The organism is Streptomyces sp. NPDC050164 (assembly GCF_044459945.1).
GTDB lineage: Bacteria > Actinomycetota > Actinomycetes > Streptomycetales > Streptomycetaceae > Streptomyces > Streptomyces coeruleorubidus_A.
This window is the reverse complement of the sequence record NZ_JBITJK010000004.1, coordinates 381,430-396,405: the sequence shown is the minus strand read 5'-3', so window position 1 is coordinate 396,405 and position 14,976 is coordinate 381,430. Positions and strand designations below refer to the sequence as shown.

General features: G+C 73.9%; 13 protein-coding genes. 5 read left to right on the top strand and 8 right to left on the bottom strand.

Features of this window, described 5'->3' with window-relative positions:
* Nucleotides 1-317 precede the first annotated feature (317 nt).
* Nucleotides 318-1,451 (top strand): acyl-CoA dehydrogenase family protein, encoded by a 1,134-nt coding sequence (locus ACIBNA_RS09805; protein ID WP_399164693.1) that lies wholly within the window; start codon nucleotides 318-320, stop codon nucleotides 1,449-1,451.
* 58 nt (nucleotides 1,452-1,509) lie between these two features.
* On the opposite strand, the gene ACIBNA_RS09800 is transcribed toward ACIBNA_RS09805, so the two are convergent.
* The 4 genes from ACIBNA_RS09800 to ACIBNA_RS09785 all read right to left on the bottom strand — a co-directional run bounded on the left by ACIBNA_RS09800 (nucleotide 1,510) and on the right by ACIBNA_RS09785 (nucleotide 5,198).
* A complete protein-coding gene (locus ACIBNA_RS09800) occupies nucleotides 1,510-1,839 on the bottom strand; it encodes a rhodanese-like domain-containing protein (RefSeq protein WP_086852278.1) in 330 nt (109 codons plus the stop codon).
* Between the two features lie 65 nt (nucleotides 1,840-1,904).
* Nucleotides 1,905-2,816, bottom strand: a complete 912-nt coding sequence (locus tag ACIBNA_RS09795; RefSeq protein WP_399164692.1) for a hypothetical protein — start codon at nucleotides 2,814-2,816, stop codon at nucleotides 1,905-1,907.
* 71 nt (nucleotides 2,817-2,887) lie between these two features.
* A complete protein-coding gene (locus ACIBNA_RS09790) occupies nucleotides 2,888-4,321 on the bottom strand; it encodes a DUF2252 domain-containing protein (RefSeq protein WP_399164691.1) in 1,434 nt (477 codons plus the stop codon).
* 115 nt (nucleotides 4,322-4,436) lie between these two features.
* A complete protein-coding gene (locus ACIBNA_RS09785) occupies nucleotides 4,437-5,198 on the bottom strand; it encodes a ScbR family autoregulator-binding transcription factor (protein ID WP_399164690.1) in 762 nt (253 codons plus the stop codon).
* Between the two features lie 168 nt (nucleotides 5,199-5,366).
* On the opposite strand from ACIBNA_RS09785, the gene ACIBNA_RS09780 reads away from it, so the two are divergent.
* Both ACIBNA_RS09780 and ACIBNA_RS09775 read left to right on the top strand, forming a co-directional pair.
* Nucleotides 5,367-6,503: a ScbA/BarX family gamma-butyrolactone biosynthesis protein gene (locus ACIBNA_RS09780; RefSeq protein WP_399164689.1), complete on the top strand. Its 1,137-nt coding sequence runs from the start codon at nucleotides 5,367-5,369 to the stop codon at nucleotides 6,501-6,503.
* On the top strand, nucleotides 6,500-7,432 hold the full coding sequence (locus ACIBNA_RS09775) for an NAD-dependent epimerase/dehydratase family protein (protein WP_399164688.1): 933 nt from the start codon (nucleotides 6,500-6,502) through the stop codon (nucleotides 7,430-7,432). Before ACIBNA_RS09780 ends, ACIBNA_RS09775 begins: the two co-directional genes overlap by 4 nt.
* Here ACIBNA_RS09775 and ACIBNA_RS09770 read toward each other — a convergent pair.
* The 4 genes from ACIBNA_RS09770 to ACIBNA_RS09755 all read right to left on the bottom strand — a co-directional run bounded on the left by ACIBNA_RS09770 (nucleotide 7,377) and on the right by ACIBNA_RS09755 (nucleotide 11,661).
* The gene (locus tag ACIBNA_RS09770; RefSeq protein ID WP_399164687.1) at nucleotides 7,377-8,729 is read right to left on the bottom strand and encodes a cytochrome P450; all 1,353 of its coding nucleotides are present in this window, start codon (nucleotides 8,727-8,729) and stop codon (nucleotides 7,377-7,379) included. The genes ACIBNA_RS09775 and ACIBNA_RS09770 overlap by 56 nt on opposite strands.
* A 145-nt stretch (nucleotides 8,730-8,874) precedes the next feature.
* The gene (locus ACIBNA_RS09765; protein WP_399164686.1) at nucleotides 8,875-9,606 is read right to left on the bottom strand and encodes a ScbR family autoregulator-binding transcription factor; all 732 of its coding nucleotides are present in this window, start codon (nucleotides 9,604-9,606) and stop codon (nucleotides 8,875-8,877) included.
* A 134-nt stretch (nucleotides 9,607-9,740) separates the two neighbouring features.
* The gene (locus ACIBNA_RS09760; protein WP_399164721.1) at nucleotides 9,741-10,400 is read right to left on the bottom strand and encodes a response regulator; all 660 of its coding nucleotides are present in this window, start codon (nucleotides 10,398-10,400) and stop codon (nucleotides 9,741-9,743) included.
* Nucleotides 10,390-11,661 carry a sensor histidine kinase gene (locus ACIBNA_RS09755; protein ID WP_399164685.1) on the bottom strand — a complete coding sequence of 424 codons (1,272 nt, stop codon included), beginning with the start codon at nucleotides 11,659-11,661 and terminating at the stop codon, nucleotides 10,390-10,392. Before ACIBNA_RS09755 ends, ACIBNA_RS09760 begins: the two co-directional genes overlap by 11 nt.
* 156 nt (nucleotides 11,662-11,817) lie before the next feature.
* Here ACIBNA_RS09755 and ACIBNA_RS09750 point away from each other — a divergent pair, with 156 nt between their 5' ends.
* Both ACIBNA_RS09750 and ACIBNA_RS09745 read left to right on the top strand, forming a co-directional pair.
* Complete coding sequence (locus tag ACIBNA_RS09750; protein WP_399164684.1) at nucleotides 11,818-12,543, top strand: ABC transporter ATP-binding protein; 726 nt, start codon at nucleotides 11,818-11,820, stop codon at nucleotides 12,541-12,543.
* The gene (locus ACIBNA_RS09745) at nucleotides 12,537-14,975 is read left to right on the top strand and encodes an FtsX-like permease family protein (RefSeq protein WP_399164683.1); all 2,439 of its coding nucleotides are present in this window, start codon (nucleotides 12,537-12,539) and stop codon (nucleotides 14,973-14,975) included. The genes ACIBNA_RS09750 and ACIBNA_RS09745 overlap by 7 nt, the downstream gene beginning before the upstream one ends.
* The last annotated feature ends 1 nt before the right edge of the window (nucleotide 14,976 follow it).

Genomic DNA, 14,976 nt, shown 5'->3' with positions numbered 1-14,976 from the left:
CCGCCCACCCGGGCACAGCCTCTTCCGCCGGTTCCGGCCGTGGCCGTCACCACACCGCGGAAGCGGACCCCAGGCGGAGCCCGAAGCCGACCGGAAGCCGACCGTACGGCGCTCGCGGCGGCCGGGGGGAGCGGCGGTCCCCCTGGTCCACAGTGGACCCCTGCAGGTTATCCACAGGGCGTCCGGGCAGGTCGCCCACAGGAGTGACACCCTACGGTGCCCGCCCGTACGCCCATTCCCTTCTTCTAGAACCTGTTCTATCTTGCGCCCCGTCAGCTCTAGTCAGCCCAGCGGGACCGGCCGGAAGGACAGGCACCGTGGACTTCACCTTCACCGAGGAGCAGCAAGCCGCGGCCGAGGCGGCGAAGGGCGTGTTCGCCGGGGTCGCGCCGGACGCCGTACCCAGCCCGGCCCTCACCCCGGGCGCCGTCGCCGACGCCTGCGACCGCGCCCTGTGGGCCAAGCTCGCCGACGCCGACCTGCTGAGCCTGCTGCTGGACACGCGGTACGGCGGGGCCGGCCTGGACGCGATCGCGCTGTGCCTGGTGCTGCGGGAGTCGGCGCGGGTGCTGGCCAGGGTGCCGCTGCTGGAGAGCAGCGCGGCAGCCGCCGCCGTCCAGGCCTACGGCGGCGAGGAGGCGAAGTCCGCCCTGCTGGCCCGGGCGGGCCGGGGCGAGCTCGTGCTGACCGTCGCCGCGCACGGCCGCACCGGCCACGACCCGGCCGAGCTCGCCGTGACCGCACGGCAGGACGGCCAGGCGTGGGTGCTGGACGGAGTGCAGACGGCGGTGCCGTGGGCGTACGACGCGGACGTCACGGTCGTCCCCGCGCACACGGGGACCGGCCGGACCGTGCTGGCCCTGGTTCCGCGGGGACATGAGGGAGTCGTTCTGGCCGAGCAGTTCTCCACGAGCGGCGAGCGGCTCGGCGAGCTGCGGCTGGAGTCGGCGCGGCTGGCCGCCCGGGACGTGATCGACGCCGAGGGGGCGTGGGAGTGGCTGCGGGACCTGCTGGCCACCGGGACGTGTGCGCTGGCGCTCGGGCTCGGGGAGCGCGTGCTGCGGATGACCGGGGAGTACACGAGCAAGCGGGAGCAGTTCGGCTTCCCGATCGCGACCTTCCAGGCCGTCGCCGTGCAGGCCGCCGACCGCTACATCGACCTGCGCGCGATGGAGGCCACGCTGTGGCAGGCCGCGTGGCGGATCGCCTCGGGGGCCCCGGGCGCGCTGCCGGCCGCCGGCGACGTCGCCGTCGCCAAGATCTGGGCGGCCGAGGGCGTACGCCGGGTCGTGCAGACGGCGCAGCATCTGCACGGCGGGTTCGGCGCCGACGTCGACTACCCCCTGCACCGCTACCACGCCTGGGCCAAGCACCTGGAGCTGTCGCTCGGCCCGGCGGCGGCGCACGAGGAGGCCCTGGGTGACCTGCTGGCGGCCCATCCACTGGCCTGAACCCACCCGCGGGCGGGCACTACAGCGCGCTAAAGGGCATACAGGGCGCTTCAGGGCACTACAGGACGAACCCGGGCTGCCCGTCGTCCGTCACGACGGGACGGCCCGCCGCCTCCCACACCTGCATGCCGCCGTCGACGTTCACGGCGTCGATCCCCTGCTGGGCCAGATACATCGTGACCTGGGCGGAACGCCCGCCGGAGCGGCAGATCACATGGACCCGGCCGTCCTGCGGGGCGGCCTCGGTCAGCTCCCCGTACCGGGCGACGAACTCGCTGATGGGGATGTGCAGCGCCCCTTCGGCGTGACCGGCCTTCCACTCGTCGTCCTCCCGGACGTCCAGCAGGAAGTCGCCGTCCTTGAGGTCCGCGACCTCGACCGTGGGCACACCAGCTCCAAAACTCATACGTCCGACGCTACCCGAACCGGCGCGTGGCCCGGCCGGGACGCGGCTCAGCCCTCCGCGAGCAGCGCGGCCAGCTCCCGCTCCCGCTCGGTGACCTGGGTGAGCAGCTGCTGCCCGATCTCGTCCAGGAGGCCGTCCGGGTCGTCCGGGGCCAGCTGGAGCATGTGGCCTATGGCGCTCTCCTCCAGCTCCTTGGCGAGCAGGGCGAGCAGTTCCTTGCGCTGGGCGAGCCATTCGAGGCGGGCGTAGAGCTCCTCGGCGCGGCTCGGGCCCCGCTTCAGCTCGGGCCCCTTGGCCCACTCCTCGGCGAGCTCGCGCAGCTCCGCCTCGTCGCCCCGGGCGTAGGCGGCGTTCACCCGGGTGATGAACTCCTCGCGCCGCTCGCGCTCCTTCTCCTCCTGCGCAAGATCCGGGTGGGCCTTGCGGGCCAGCTCGCGGTAGAGCTTGCGGGCCTCCTCGCTGGGGCGGACCCGCTGCGGTGGCCGGACCGCCTGGTCCGTGAGCATCGCCGCGGCCTCCGGGAACAGGCCGCTGTCGTCCATCCAGCCGTGCAGCAGCTCCTCGACGCCGGGGATCGGCGCGAGCCGGGCCCTGGCCTCCTCCGCCCGGCGCCGGTCCTCCGGGTCGCCGCTGCGGGCGGCCCTGGCCTCCAGGATCCGGGCGTCCAGCTCCTCCAGCCGGGCGTACACCGGACCGAGCTTCTGTTCGTGCAGCCGGGAGAAGTTCTCGACCTCGACGCGGAAGGTCTCCACCGCGATCTCGTACTCGATCAGCGCCTGCTCGGCGGCCCGCACGGCCCGCTCAAGCCTCGCCTCGGGCCGCGCCGCGTCGTCTTCGGTATGCGCCGCGCCGCCCTCGGGGCGATCCTCACCGCCCTCGGCACGCGCCGCGTCACCTTCGGGCGTCACCCGTTCCTCACCGGCGCCGCCACCACCCTGCTCAGCTTCCGGGGTCGTCACCCGACCAGCGTAGGCCACGGCCCGACCACTCCCGCGCTGCGGACAGCCACACGCTCGATGGCGCTCAGCGGTCAGACCCCCATCTCCGCGGCGACCTTCCCCGTCCGCACCCCCGCCACCAGGTCCGCATGGTCCGCCTCCGTACGGTCCGCATAGGCGACGGCGAACGCGGCCATCGCCTCGTCCAGCTCCTCGCTCTTGCCGCAGTAGCCGGCGATGAGGCGGGGGTCGGCGCTGTGGGCGTGGGCACGGGCCAGGAGGGCGCCGGTCATCCGGCCGTAGTCGTCTATCTGGTCGGCGGCCAGGGCGGCCGGATCGACGCTGCCCTTGCGGTTACGGAACTGGCGGACCTGGAAGGGGCGCCCGTCGACCGTCGTCCAGCCCAGCAGAATGTCGCTGACCACCTGCATCCGCTTCTGCCCCAGGACGACCCGCCGGCCCTCGTGGTCGGCCACCGGCGCGTCGAAACCGGCCGTCACCAGATGCGGCACCAGCGCCGACGCCCGCGCCTCCTTCACCTGGAGCACCAGCGGCTCGCCCCGGTGGTCCAGGAGCAGCACGACGTAGGACCGGGCGCCGACACTGCCGGTGCCGACGACGCGGAACGCCACGTCGTGCACCGCGTGCCGGGCGAGGAGCGGCAGGCGGTCCTCCGGCAGCGTGCCGACGTACTCCTCCAGGGACGCCGCCACCGCCGCGGCCTCCGCGTCCGGGACGCGCCGCAGCACCGGCGGGGCGTCGACGAAGCGGCGCCCGCCGTCCTCCGTGGCCTCGGTCGACTTGGCCGCGAAGCGGCCGCTGGTGTTGTGGCGGGCCTTCTCGGAGACCCGCTCCAGCGTGCCGAGCAGGTCATGGGCGTCCGTGTGGGAGACGAGCTCCTCGTCCGCGATGGCGTTCCACGCGTCCAGCACCGGGAGCCTGGCCAGCAGCCGCATGGTGCGGCGGTAGGCGCCCACCGCGTCATAGGCCGCCTTGCGGCACCTGTCCTCGTCCGCTCCGGTCTCCCGGCCCGCGAGCACCAGGGACGCCGCGAGGCGCTTCACGTCCCACTCCCACGGGCCGAGCACCGTCTCGTCGAAGTCGTTCAGATCGATGACCAGGCCGCCGCGCGCGTCGCCGTACAGGCCGAAGTTGGCCGCGTGGGCGTCGCCGCAGATCTGCGCCCGGATCCGGCTCATGGGGGTGCGCGCCAGGTCGTAGGCCATGAGGCCCGCGGCGCCGCGCAGGAACGCGAACGGTGTGGCGGCCATGCGGCCGACCCGGATCGGCGTGAGCTCGGGGAGCCGGCCGCGGCCCGACTCCTCGACCGCGCTCACCGCGTCGGGCCGGGACGCGTCCAGATCGAGCGTGGCGTGCGCGCGGCGCGGGAGCCGCTTGCGCAGGGCCTTGCCCTCGTCCTTGGGCGAGCCCTCTACGGGCCACTCGGCGAAACCGCGCACCCGGGGCACCCGATGGGTCACCCCATGCGCCGCCCTGTCCTCAGCCGCAGCACTGTCCCTGGTCACACCGACCGCCTCCCCCGCACGCGCACGAACATCAACTCGTGCCGACCGTACAGCCGACGGCCGAAACGCGTCAGACCCTGTGGACAACTCCACAGCTGTGGACAACCCGTGACTGCTACGCCCCCGACGAGACCTGCGTCGGCACAGCCCCCTCCTGCACCCGCCCCTGCTCCGGCCCCTGGCCCTGCCCCGGCACCCGAGCCTGTCCAGGCACCCGACCCTGTCCAGGCACCCGACCCTGTACCTGCGCCTGCACCTGCGCCAGCACCCGCTCGGCCCGCTCCACCGAGATGTCGAGCCGGGCCAGCACGGCGGGAACGGCGATCCCCGGCATGAAGTGCTCGAACAGCACGACGACGCGGCGCTCCAGATCCTGCCGCTGGCAGCGCAGCTGGGACAGCAGCTGCACCCCCGAGAAGCTGCCGACCAGCAGCTCCGCCGTCTCCGCCACGTCGACGTGCGGCAGCAGCTCGCCCTGCGCCTTGCCCTCGGCCAGCATCTGCACGTTCTGGTCGATCCACATCCGGAAGGCCGGCGTGCGGTCGAGGTCCATGGCACCTTGGTCGAGGGCGAGCCCCACACTGGCGCGAACCAGTGGTTCGGAGCGCAGCCGGCGGGCCAGCACCAGCCCGGAGTCGACGAGTTCCTGGAGCTTGCTGGGCTGCGGCGGGAGCGTGATCGCGAGCTGCTCCTCGAACACCCCCACCGCCAGCTCCTCCTTGGAGCCGAAGTGGAAGTACAGCGCGCCCTTGGTGACGCCCGCCCGGTCCAGGATCTCCCCGATCGTCGCCGAGGTGTAGCCGCGTTCGTCGAAGACGGCCGCTGCCGCTTCGAGGATCGTCCGCCGGGTGCGGATCGCGCGCTCCTGTCGCGCCATCGGGTCCCTCCTGATCTCCGTCGATTCCTGTGAAATCGCTGTGCAGCGGGGGCGCGAGAGCCTGTCCCAGCAGTTTGGCTAACCCTTTGAAGCCTTTGAAAAAAACCGGCTCGTCCGTATCTTAGTCAAACGCCGACCTCAGCCAGGCTGCCGATCCTGGGGGTTCTCATGCCGCAGTCAGAACCTTTAAGCGCACCCACGGACGATCAGACCGGACAAGAGGGCCGTCCGGCAAACAGAACCACGTCGGCCGTCGAGAACGCGCCACAAGCCGCACTCACCGGTTCCACCGAAGTCCCCGGAGCCCCCGAAGTCCCCGGAGCCCCCGAATCCACCTCGGTCACCAAGGAACTGGCCCACCGCACCACCGAGGCAGACGTCTTCCCCACCCGGTGGCGCCGAATTTCCGAGACCCGCTTCCGCTTCACCGCTCACTGGCCGGCCACCCACGCCTTCTTCGGCCCCGTGGACGACCGCCACCAGGACCCGATGATCGTGGGCGAAACGTTGCGGCAGGCCTCGATGGTGCTCGCGCACGCCGAGTTCGGCGCCCCCGCCGATACCCACTTCGTCATGTGGGACCTGACGGTGCACACCGACCCGTCCGCGCTCCTGCAGTCGGACGCTGCCGAACCGGTCGACGTCGACGTCGTGTGCTCCGAGATACGCCGTCGCGGTCGCGGTCTGCACAGCATGCGGACCACGATGGAGTTCCGCCGCGCGGGCCGCTTCGTCGCCCGCGGCACCGGCAGCACCGGCTGCACCTCGCCGCTCGCCTACCGCCGTCTGCGACAGAAGCAGTTGGCCGCACTCGGCACCCCGGTGCCACTGCTGCCGGGCATATCGCCGGCGCTCGCCGGCCGCTTGCGCGCCGAGGACGTCGTCCTCGCCCCGGCCGACCGCCCCGGCGTCTGGCGGCTGCGCGTGGACACCGGCCACCCGGTGCTCTTCCCGCGGCCTAACGACCACGTGCCCGGCATGGTCCTGTTCGAGGCGGCCCGCCAGGCGGCGACCGCCGCGTCCGGCCGGCACCCCTTCCTGCCCCGCTCGATGACGGCGACCTTCGCCCGGTACGCCGAGCTGCACAGCCCGTGCTGGATCGAGACGGAGCTGCTCGACGGGAATCCGGGAGATCCGGGACGTCCGGGAGATCCGGGAGATCCGGCAGATCCGGGAGATCCGGGAGATCCGGGGGAGACGACCGTACGGGTCTCGGGACGGCAGGACGGCGAGTCCGTCTTCAGCGCCACGCTGACCACCGCGCTCACCTCCCCACAGCCGGCCCGGATACGGTCCCTGTCGTGACCGTCACCTTTCTGATCACGGGCGCGAACGGCTTCGTCGGCAGCAGGGTCGCGGCCGCCGCACACCGGCAACCCGGCGTCCGCGTACGGCACTTGTCGCGCCGTACCGCACCGGGAGCCGAGCCCGGCGAGTCCGTCCACGGCGACCTTCTCGATCCGCCCTCCCTGCGCGGCGCCTGCGCCGGCACCGACGTCCTGGTGCACTGCGCCACGCGGGTCGGCGGCGACGCCGAGAGCGTCGAGGCCGTCAACGACCTGGGCACGCGGGCCCTGGTCGAGGAGGTTCAGCGCGCCGGGGTGCGCCGGATCGTGTACGTGAGCACGGCCGCCGTCTACGGCCGGGGCCCCTTCCGCGGTGTGCGCCCCGGGGAGGTGCCGATCGCCCCCGCGTCGGCCACCAGCCGCACCCGGGCCGCCGCCGAACGGCACGTCCTGGACGCGGGCGGCCTGGTGCTGCGCCCGCACCTCGTGTACGGCGAGGGCGACCGGTGGGTCGTCCCCGGACTGGTGTGGCTGCTGGGCGAGTTGTCGGCGACCCTCACCGGCTGCGAGGCGCTCCAGTCGATGATCGACGTCGACACCCTGGGCCGTGCGGTGGTGGCCGCGGCCCTGTCCCCGGCGCACGACGGCGGTGTGCACCACGTCAACCACCCGGGGCCGGTGGGGGTCCCGGACCTGCTCGGCGCCGTGTGCACGCTGCTGGAGGAGCCCGGCGGCCGTGCGGCGGTGGACGTCGCCACCGCCCTGGACCGGGCCGCCGGGAAACCGCTCGCCCTCCATCACCTCGGCATGCTCACGGTCGACCACTGGTTCGTGGACGACACCTTCTGGAAGGACCTCGACTGCTCGCCCGGCGAGGGATTCGGGGCCGCATTCAGGCGCGCGGCACCCTGGTACCGCTCGTTCCTCCAAGGCCGGAAAGCCTCCTGATCGCCTCCGCCTCCTCCGGACGCGGACCCGGTCCCGGTTCCGGTTCCGGCCCGGCATCCCGGCCGTGGAGCAGCACGGGCAGCTCCTGGTGGCCCGTGGAGATGATGGAGCGCAGCCTCTCAGGAGGCCGGGACGGATCGGCCAGGGCCAGCCGCGGGAAACGGTCGAACAGGGACGTCAGGGCCGCCGTCGCCTCGGCCATGGCCAGGGGCCGGCCCAGGCAGTGGTGCACGCCGTGGCCGAAGGAGACGTGGTCGCGGCTGGTGGGCCGGGTGACGTCGAACCGTTCGGCGTCCGGGCCGTGCCGCTCGGGGTCGCGTCCGGCACCGGCGAAGGAGACCACGACCGGATCGCCCTTCGGGATCGTCAGACCCGGCTCGATCTCGATGTCCTCGACGGCGTAGCGCAGACCCGACATGGCACCGGGCGCCTCGAAGCGCAGCGACTCCTCGAGGGCGTCCTCCCAGGTCGCCTGCCCGGATCGGACCAGTTCGAGCTGGTCGGGGTGGGCAAGCAGGCTGTGCACGGTGTTGTCGATGAGGTTGACGGTCGTCTCGAAACCCGCGGTGAGCAACAGGATCAGGTTGTCCATCAACTCCTGTTCGCTGAGGCTGCCTCCGTCGTGCGCGGCCATGAGGGCCGTCGTCAGGTCGTCGGCCGGGTGCTCGCGCTTGTACTGGAGGAACGCGGTCAGCGTGCCGTACAGCTCGACCCCGTTGGCCTGGGCGTCCTCCAGGGAGATCGCCGTGTCGAAGAAGCGGCTGATGATGCGGTAGAGGGCTCCCCGCGGGCCGTCCTCACCCGGCGGTACGCCGAAGAGTTCGCACACCACCTCGTGCGGCACCGGCGCCGCGAACGCCGCCCGCAGGTCGACGACTTCACCCTCGGGGATCCGCTCCAGGTCGTCCAGCGCCCGGTCGACGATCTCCTGGACGCGCGGCAGCAGCGCGTCGACACGGCGCTTGGTGAAGGCGGCGGCCATCGGCTTGCGCAGCCGGCTGTGGTCGGTGCCGTAGGCGGTGACCATGTTGCGCACCGACACCCAGATCGCGAGCGGCCAGGTGCGGGAGATGTCCCCGTTGATCCAGGCCGGCCAGTGCTGGAAGGCGTCCTTGCTCGTCTCGGGGCCGGCCAGGAGCCGTTTGTTCAGCTCCAGGCCGTTGATCCACCACGCCCGTACGCCGCCCGGGAGTTCCACCTCCACGGCGGGGCCCTGGGCCCGGATCCGGGATATCTCGTCGTAGAGGTCCTGGCCGGACGCGTCGATCGCCAGGAAGGGGCAGGCCTGCTGTGCCATGTCTCATCGCTCCTTGGTCCAGAGGCTGGGGAACCATCGTGCGATTCTCGTGAGGAAAAAACTTGGCATCCGGTTTGTTTTGGCCACCGCTTCCACCACTGTTGGCCATGGGAAGGTCGGCCGGAAGCCCCGCCGGGACGCCCGGCTACCGCAGCGCGAGCCCGGCCCGGCCCGGCTCATCCAACGCCCCGCCCGCCTTCCTGCCGACGTCCGGCTCCCTGCCGACGTCCGCCTGCCTGCCGACGGCCGGCTCCGCGTGGTCCGGCTCGGCCCCGGCCGGGTCCAGCGCGCCGGCCAGGTGCGGTGCGGCCACGCACGGCAGGAGCAGGTGCCACAGGTCGGTCAGGGAGGGCCGGGCGAGCCAGCCGGGGTCCTCCCGGGCCAGCACCTCGATGCCGGTCGTGGCGGCGAGGACGACCGCGCTGGAGCGGTGCGGCGGCATCCCGGCGGCGAGTTCGCCCTTGCGCTCCGCCTCGGCGAGCAGCTCGTGCACACACTCCCGCCACTCCCGGCGCAGGTCACGCACCCGCCCGGCGACCGCCTCGGCGTTCAGCCGCAGCCCCGCGCGCACCACGATGTCGGCGCACAGCAGCCGGGCGACGTGGTGCGTGACGTCCACCAGGCGCTGGAGGGCGCACCCGTCGCCGCCGCGGCCCCGGCCCGCGACCCGGCGCAGGGCACGGGCGGCCGCCTGCTCGACGGCCTCGGCCACGGCGGCCTTGTTCGCGAAGTGGAAGTGCAGCGCGCCGGAGCTGACGCCGGCTCCCGCGCTGATCTCCGCAAGACTGGCCCGGACGTATCCCCGTGCCTCGAACTGCTCGGCCGCCGACCGGATCAGCGCGAGACGGGTCCGGACGGCCCGGTCCTGTTTGGTCACCCCTGGCTCCCGTGGAGGGCTCTGATGGCGACGCAATGAAACCAACTCACTGGTTTTTCCACAACGCGCGCACGGCCCGAGGGGCTTGGGTCCGGCCGAACCTGCCCGCCGGGCCCCGGCCGGCCGCCGCGCGCCTACGCCCGCAGATACGCCAGCACGGCCAGCACCCGCCGATGGGTCTCGTCCGCCGGTGGCAGGTCCAGTTTGGTGAGGATGCCGGAGATGTGCTTGCCGACGGCCGCCTCGGAGACGACCAGTTCGCGGCCGATAGCGCCGTTGGACCTGCCCTCCGCGATCAGCGCCAGCACCTCGCGCTCCCGCGGGGTGAGGCGCTCCAGCGGGTCGCGGCGGCGGCGCAGCAACTGCCGTACGACCTCGGGGTCGACGACCGTGCCGCCGTCGGCCACCTCGCCGAGCGCCTCGACGAACTCCTCGACCTGGCCGACGCGGTCCTTGAGCAGATAGCCGACGCCCGTGCCGTCACCGGAGTCCAGCAGCTCGGCGGCGTAGCGGCGCTGCACGTACTGGCTCAGGACCAGGACGGGCAGCGTGGGCCGGTCGCGGCGCAGCCGCACGGCCGCGTGCAGGCCCTCGTCCTGGAAGCCGGGCGGCATCCGCACGTCCGTCACGACCACGTCGGGGGTGTGCTCCCCGACGGCCGTGATCAGTGCCTCGGCATCCCCCACGGCCGCGACGACCTCGTGTCCGCAGCGGCCGAGCAGCCCGACGAGCCCGTCCCGCAGCAGCACGCTGTCCTCGGCCAGGACCACCCGCAGCGGTCGCTCAACTCGCAGGGCCACAAGGGATCTCCACACGCAGCAGGGTCGGTCCGCCGGGCGGACTGGACAGGGAGAGTCTGCCATCGAGCACCGACACCCGGTCGGCGAGTCCGGTCAGTCCGCTGCCCTCCCCGGCCCGCGCACCGCCGCGCCCGTCGTCGCGGATCCGAAGGACCAGCCGGCCGTCGCGGTGCCCGCCGCTCACCTCCGCCCGGCTCGCCCCGCTGTGCCTGCCCACGTTGGCCAGCGCCTCGCACACCACGAAGTACGCGGCGGCCTCGACGGCTTGGGGGAGCCGACCGGGCAGCTCCAGGGCGACGTCCACGGGCACGGCCGAGCGGTCGGCGGCGTCGGCGACGGCGGCTTCGAGGCCGTAGTCGGCGAGGACCTTGGGGTGGATGCCGTGGATGAGCTCGCGCAGTTCCGCGAGCGCCGTGCCCGCCTCCTCGTGGGCCTTGGCGAGCTGGTCGGCCAGCGGACCCGGCGGGGCGTCCAGCCGGGCCAGGCCGAGCGTCATCGTCAACGCGACGAGCCGCTGCTGCGCCCCGTCGTGCAGATCGCGCTCGATGCGCCGACGTTCCGCCTCGAACGCGTCCACCAACCGCACCCGGGACCGGGCCAGTTCGACCACCCTGGCCCCCAGGTCGGCCTCGCGCGGGGCGATCAGCAGCCGCGTCAGCCCGGCCCGCGCACCGGCGGCGACGCCCAGCAGGTATGCGCCCAGGGCGAGCAGGAGCAGTCCGAGGACGGCGAACCCGACGGCAGCCGGCCAGGTGGTGACCAGCCACACCTTGAGCACCTTCGCCTCTCCGAAGACGGCCATGAGCAACGGAGTCGCCACCACGGAGAGCGGCCCCAGCAGGAAGGCGGTGAACGCGAGAGCATCGACCGGCCACAACAGCCCCGCGAACAGCAGGGCGTGGCCCAGCTCCCGCCAGGTGGCCCGCTCCCGCAGCCGGGTCGACAGCCAGGCCCGCAGCCCCGGCGCCCCGGGCGCCTCGTGCGGGTCGGACGCCGGCTCCGCGTCGACCAGCCGCAGCCGGAACCGCTCGAGAGCCGCCACCGCAATGCCCGCCAGGACCGTCCCCAGCAGCAGAGGCAGCCCCACCAGAGCGAGGGCGAGCACCCCGCCGGCCGCCACCGAGACCACGATCCCCACGAGCACGACGGCACCGGTCACCGCGCCGGTGAGCAGATATCCGGCCGACCGCCACGGCCACGCCCCCAGCAGATAGCCGGGGCGGGACATGGCCTGCCACACGTTCCGAGGATGCATGGGGATCACCGTAGAAGCGGGCCGGGGCCCCGGCCATGGGCTCAGGCCGAGGCTGGATGGTATGCCTGGCCCTACCCCAGGTCTAGGCCTCGCCGCACTGCGCCGGCCCGCCCGCGCCCGGTTTCGTGGAAGCGACACCGACACCAGGGGGAACCCATGACACACGACGCCATCCGGCTGGACTCCGTCACCAGGGCGTACGGAACCGTGACCGCACTCGACGAGGTCTGCCTGGCGTTCCCCGCCGGGACCTTCACCGCCGTGATGGGCCCCTCCGGCTCCGGCAAGTCGACCCTGCTCCAGTGCGCCGCCGGCCTGGACCGGCCCACCTCCGGCTCGGTCACCCTCGCCGGCACCGAGCTGACCGGGCTGAGCGAGCGGCGGCTGACCCTGCTGCGCCGCGAGCGCGTCGGGTTCGTCTTCCAGGCGTTCAACCTGCTGCCCTCGCTGACCGCCGAGCAGAACGTCGCCCTGCCCCTGCGCCTGGCCGGCCGGCGCGTCCCGAAGGCCCGGGTGCGCCAGGCGCTCCAGCAGGTCGGCCTCGCCGACCGGGCCCGGCACAGACCGGCCCGGCTCTCCGGCGGCCAGCAGCAACGCGTCGCCCTGGCCCGCGCGTTGATCACCCGGCCCGACGTGCTGTTCGCCGACGAACCGACCGGCGCCCTGGACACGCGGACCGGCCGCGAGGTGCTCGGGCTGCTGCGCGGCATGGTCGACCGCGAGGGACAGACGGTCGTCATGGTCACGCACGACCCGGTGGCCGCGGCGTACGCGGACCGCGTGCTCTTCCTCGTCGACGGGCGCGTGCACGGGGAGTTGACCGGTCCGAGCGCCGACGCCGTCGCCGCGCGCATGACCCACCTGGAGGCCGCGCCGTGCTGAGCGTCGCCCTGCGCGCCCTGCGCACCCGCTGGGCCACCTTCACCGGCAGCTTCGTCGCGCTCGCGCTGGGCGTGGCACTGCTGACCGTGACGGGCCTGGCCCTGGCCTCGTCGGCCACCGCCCCGGAGCGCGCCCCCGAGCGCTTCGCGGCGGAACCGGTCGTCGTCAAGGGCCAGGACACGCTGCGCGTACCGACCCCGATCGGCGACCGCGAGTCCCGGCTCGCCCACCCGCGCCCGGTACCCGCCACGACCGTCGCCGAGTTGCGGAAGCTGGGCCCGGTCGTGGCGGACAGGTCCTTCGCCGTCCGCGCCACGGGCGCCCCCGCGGACCTGGTCGGCCATCCCTGGTCCACCGCCGCGTTCGCCCTCTACGACCTCGCCACCGGCCGAGCTCCCCGCACCGCCGACGAGGTCGCCGTCACCGGCGACTGGACACGCCCCGGCCGGCGGCTCCACACCGACCGGGGCCCGGTACGCGTCGTCGGCACGCTCACCTCACGCGGCTTCGAGAACGCCGTGTTCTTCACCGACGCCCGCGCCGCCCGACTGGCGCCCACGGTCACGCAGTTGGCCGTCGAGGCCGATCCGGCGGCCGTACGGGAGGCGGTGGGTGACAGCGCCCAGGTCCTCACCGGCAACGCGCGCCGCCTCGCCGATGCCGACCCCGGCCGGGACAGCGAGGCGCTCACGGCGATGAACTCCCTGTTCGGCACCGCCGGCGGCGTCACCGCCTTCGTGTCGGTCTTCGTCGTGGCGTCGACCTTCGCCTTCGCGGTCGCCCAGCGGCGCCGGGAGTTCGCCCTGCTGCGCACCGCCGGGGCCGTCCCGGGCCAGATCCGCCGGACCGTCCTCACCGAGGCGCTCGCCGTCGGCGCCCTCGCCTCCGCCACCGGCTGCGCCCTCGGCTCCCACGCAGCGCCGCGCCTCGCCGCCTGGGTCGTCGACAACGGCCTCGCCCCGGCCTGGTTCACCATCGGCGACCACACCTGGCCGTACCACGCGGCCTTCTGGACCGGCCTGCTCGTCGCGCTGTGCGGAGCGACCGCGGCGTCCTGGCGGGCCGGCCGCACCGGCCCCACCGAGGCACTTCGCGAGGCCTCGGCGGAGAGCGGGACGATCACCCGGGGCCGCCTGCTGTCCGGCACGGCCCTGCTGCTGACGTCCGCGGTGACACTGGGCCTGTCCCTGGCCGGCGACCCGGCCGACCTGCTGCAGCGCAAGTCCTACATCAGCCGCCCGATGCTGCTGATCACCGCGGCCGCCCTGCTCTCCCCGCTCGTGCTGCGCCCCCTGACCCGGCTGCTGACGTGGCTGCCGGGCGCCTGCGCCCTGCTGGTCCGCGAGAACACCGCCGCCGGGATGCGCCGCACCGCAGCGCTCGCGGCCCCCGTCCTGGTCACCGTCGCCCTCGCGGGTTCCCTGCTCGGCGCCACCGCGACCCTGAACCGGGCGAGGACCACCGAGACGAGCGAGCGCACCACCGCCGCCTTCGTCGTGACCCCGCCGGCCGGCACCGGCTTCGACGACGCCGCCCTGCGCAGACTGCGCGCCGTCCCGGGCGCCGAGATGTCGCCGACGTCGTCGACGGCCGTCCACGTCTTGGAGGACGACGTGGCCCTCGTCCGCTCCGAGGCCCGCGCCGCCACCCCCGGCCCCCTCGCGGCCACCACTCGCCTGCCCCTGGCCGCCGGCGCGGTGAGCGACCTCGACGACGACTCGATCATCGTCAACGAGGAGTGGCAGCGCCACCGGGTGGGCGACCGGGTCCGTGTCTGGCTCGGCGACGGAACGCCGCGCACCCTGCGGATCGCCGCGGTGATGACCACCGGCACGGGCGACAACGGCGTCTACGTCACCCCGCGCAACGCCCCGGGCGCCACGGTCGACCGGATCGACGTGGCCCTGACCGCCGACGCGGACCCGAAAACCGTCGCCACCGCTCTGCAGCAGGCGCTCGGCACCGGCAACGGGCAGATCCTCACCCGCGAGGCATGGATCCGCGCCACCCACCCCGAGACCGACCGCACCACCCGCCTCGGCCTCCTGCTGGTCCTCGGCATCGCCCTCCTCTACACGGGCATCGCCGTGGCCAACACCATGGTCATGGCGACGTCCGACCGGGCCCGCGACCTGGCCGTGCTGCGGCTGGCCGGTGCCACCCGCCGGCAGGTCCTGCGGCTGACCGGCGCCGAGGCCCTGACGGTCGTGGCGGCCGGCGCGCTCCTCGGCCTCCTGGTCGCCGCCGTCAACCTGGCCGGCATGGCAAGCGCCCTCGCCCTGCTGTCGGCCCCGGCCACGATCGCGCTCCCGTGGCAGGCCCTCGGCACGACGACGGCCGTCTGCGCCCTCCTCGCCGTGACCTCCGCACTCGCCCCGGCCGCCCTCGCCCTGCGCCGCCGCCCGGCGGAACCGGCGGGCGTACGGGAGTGAC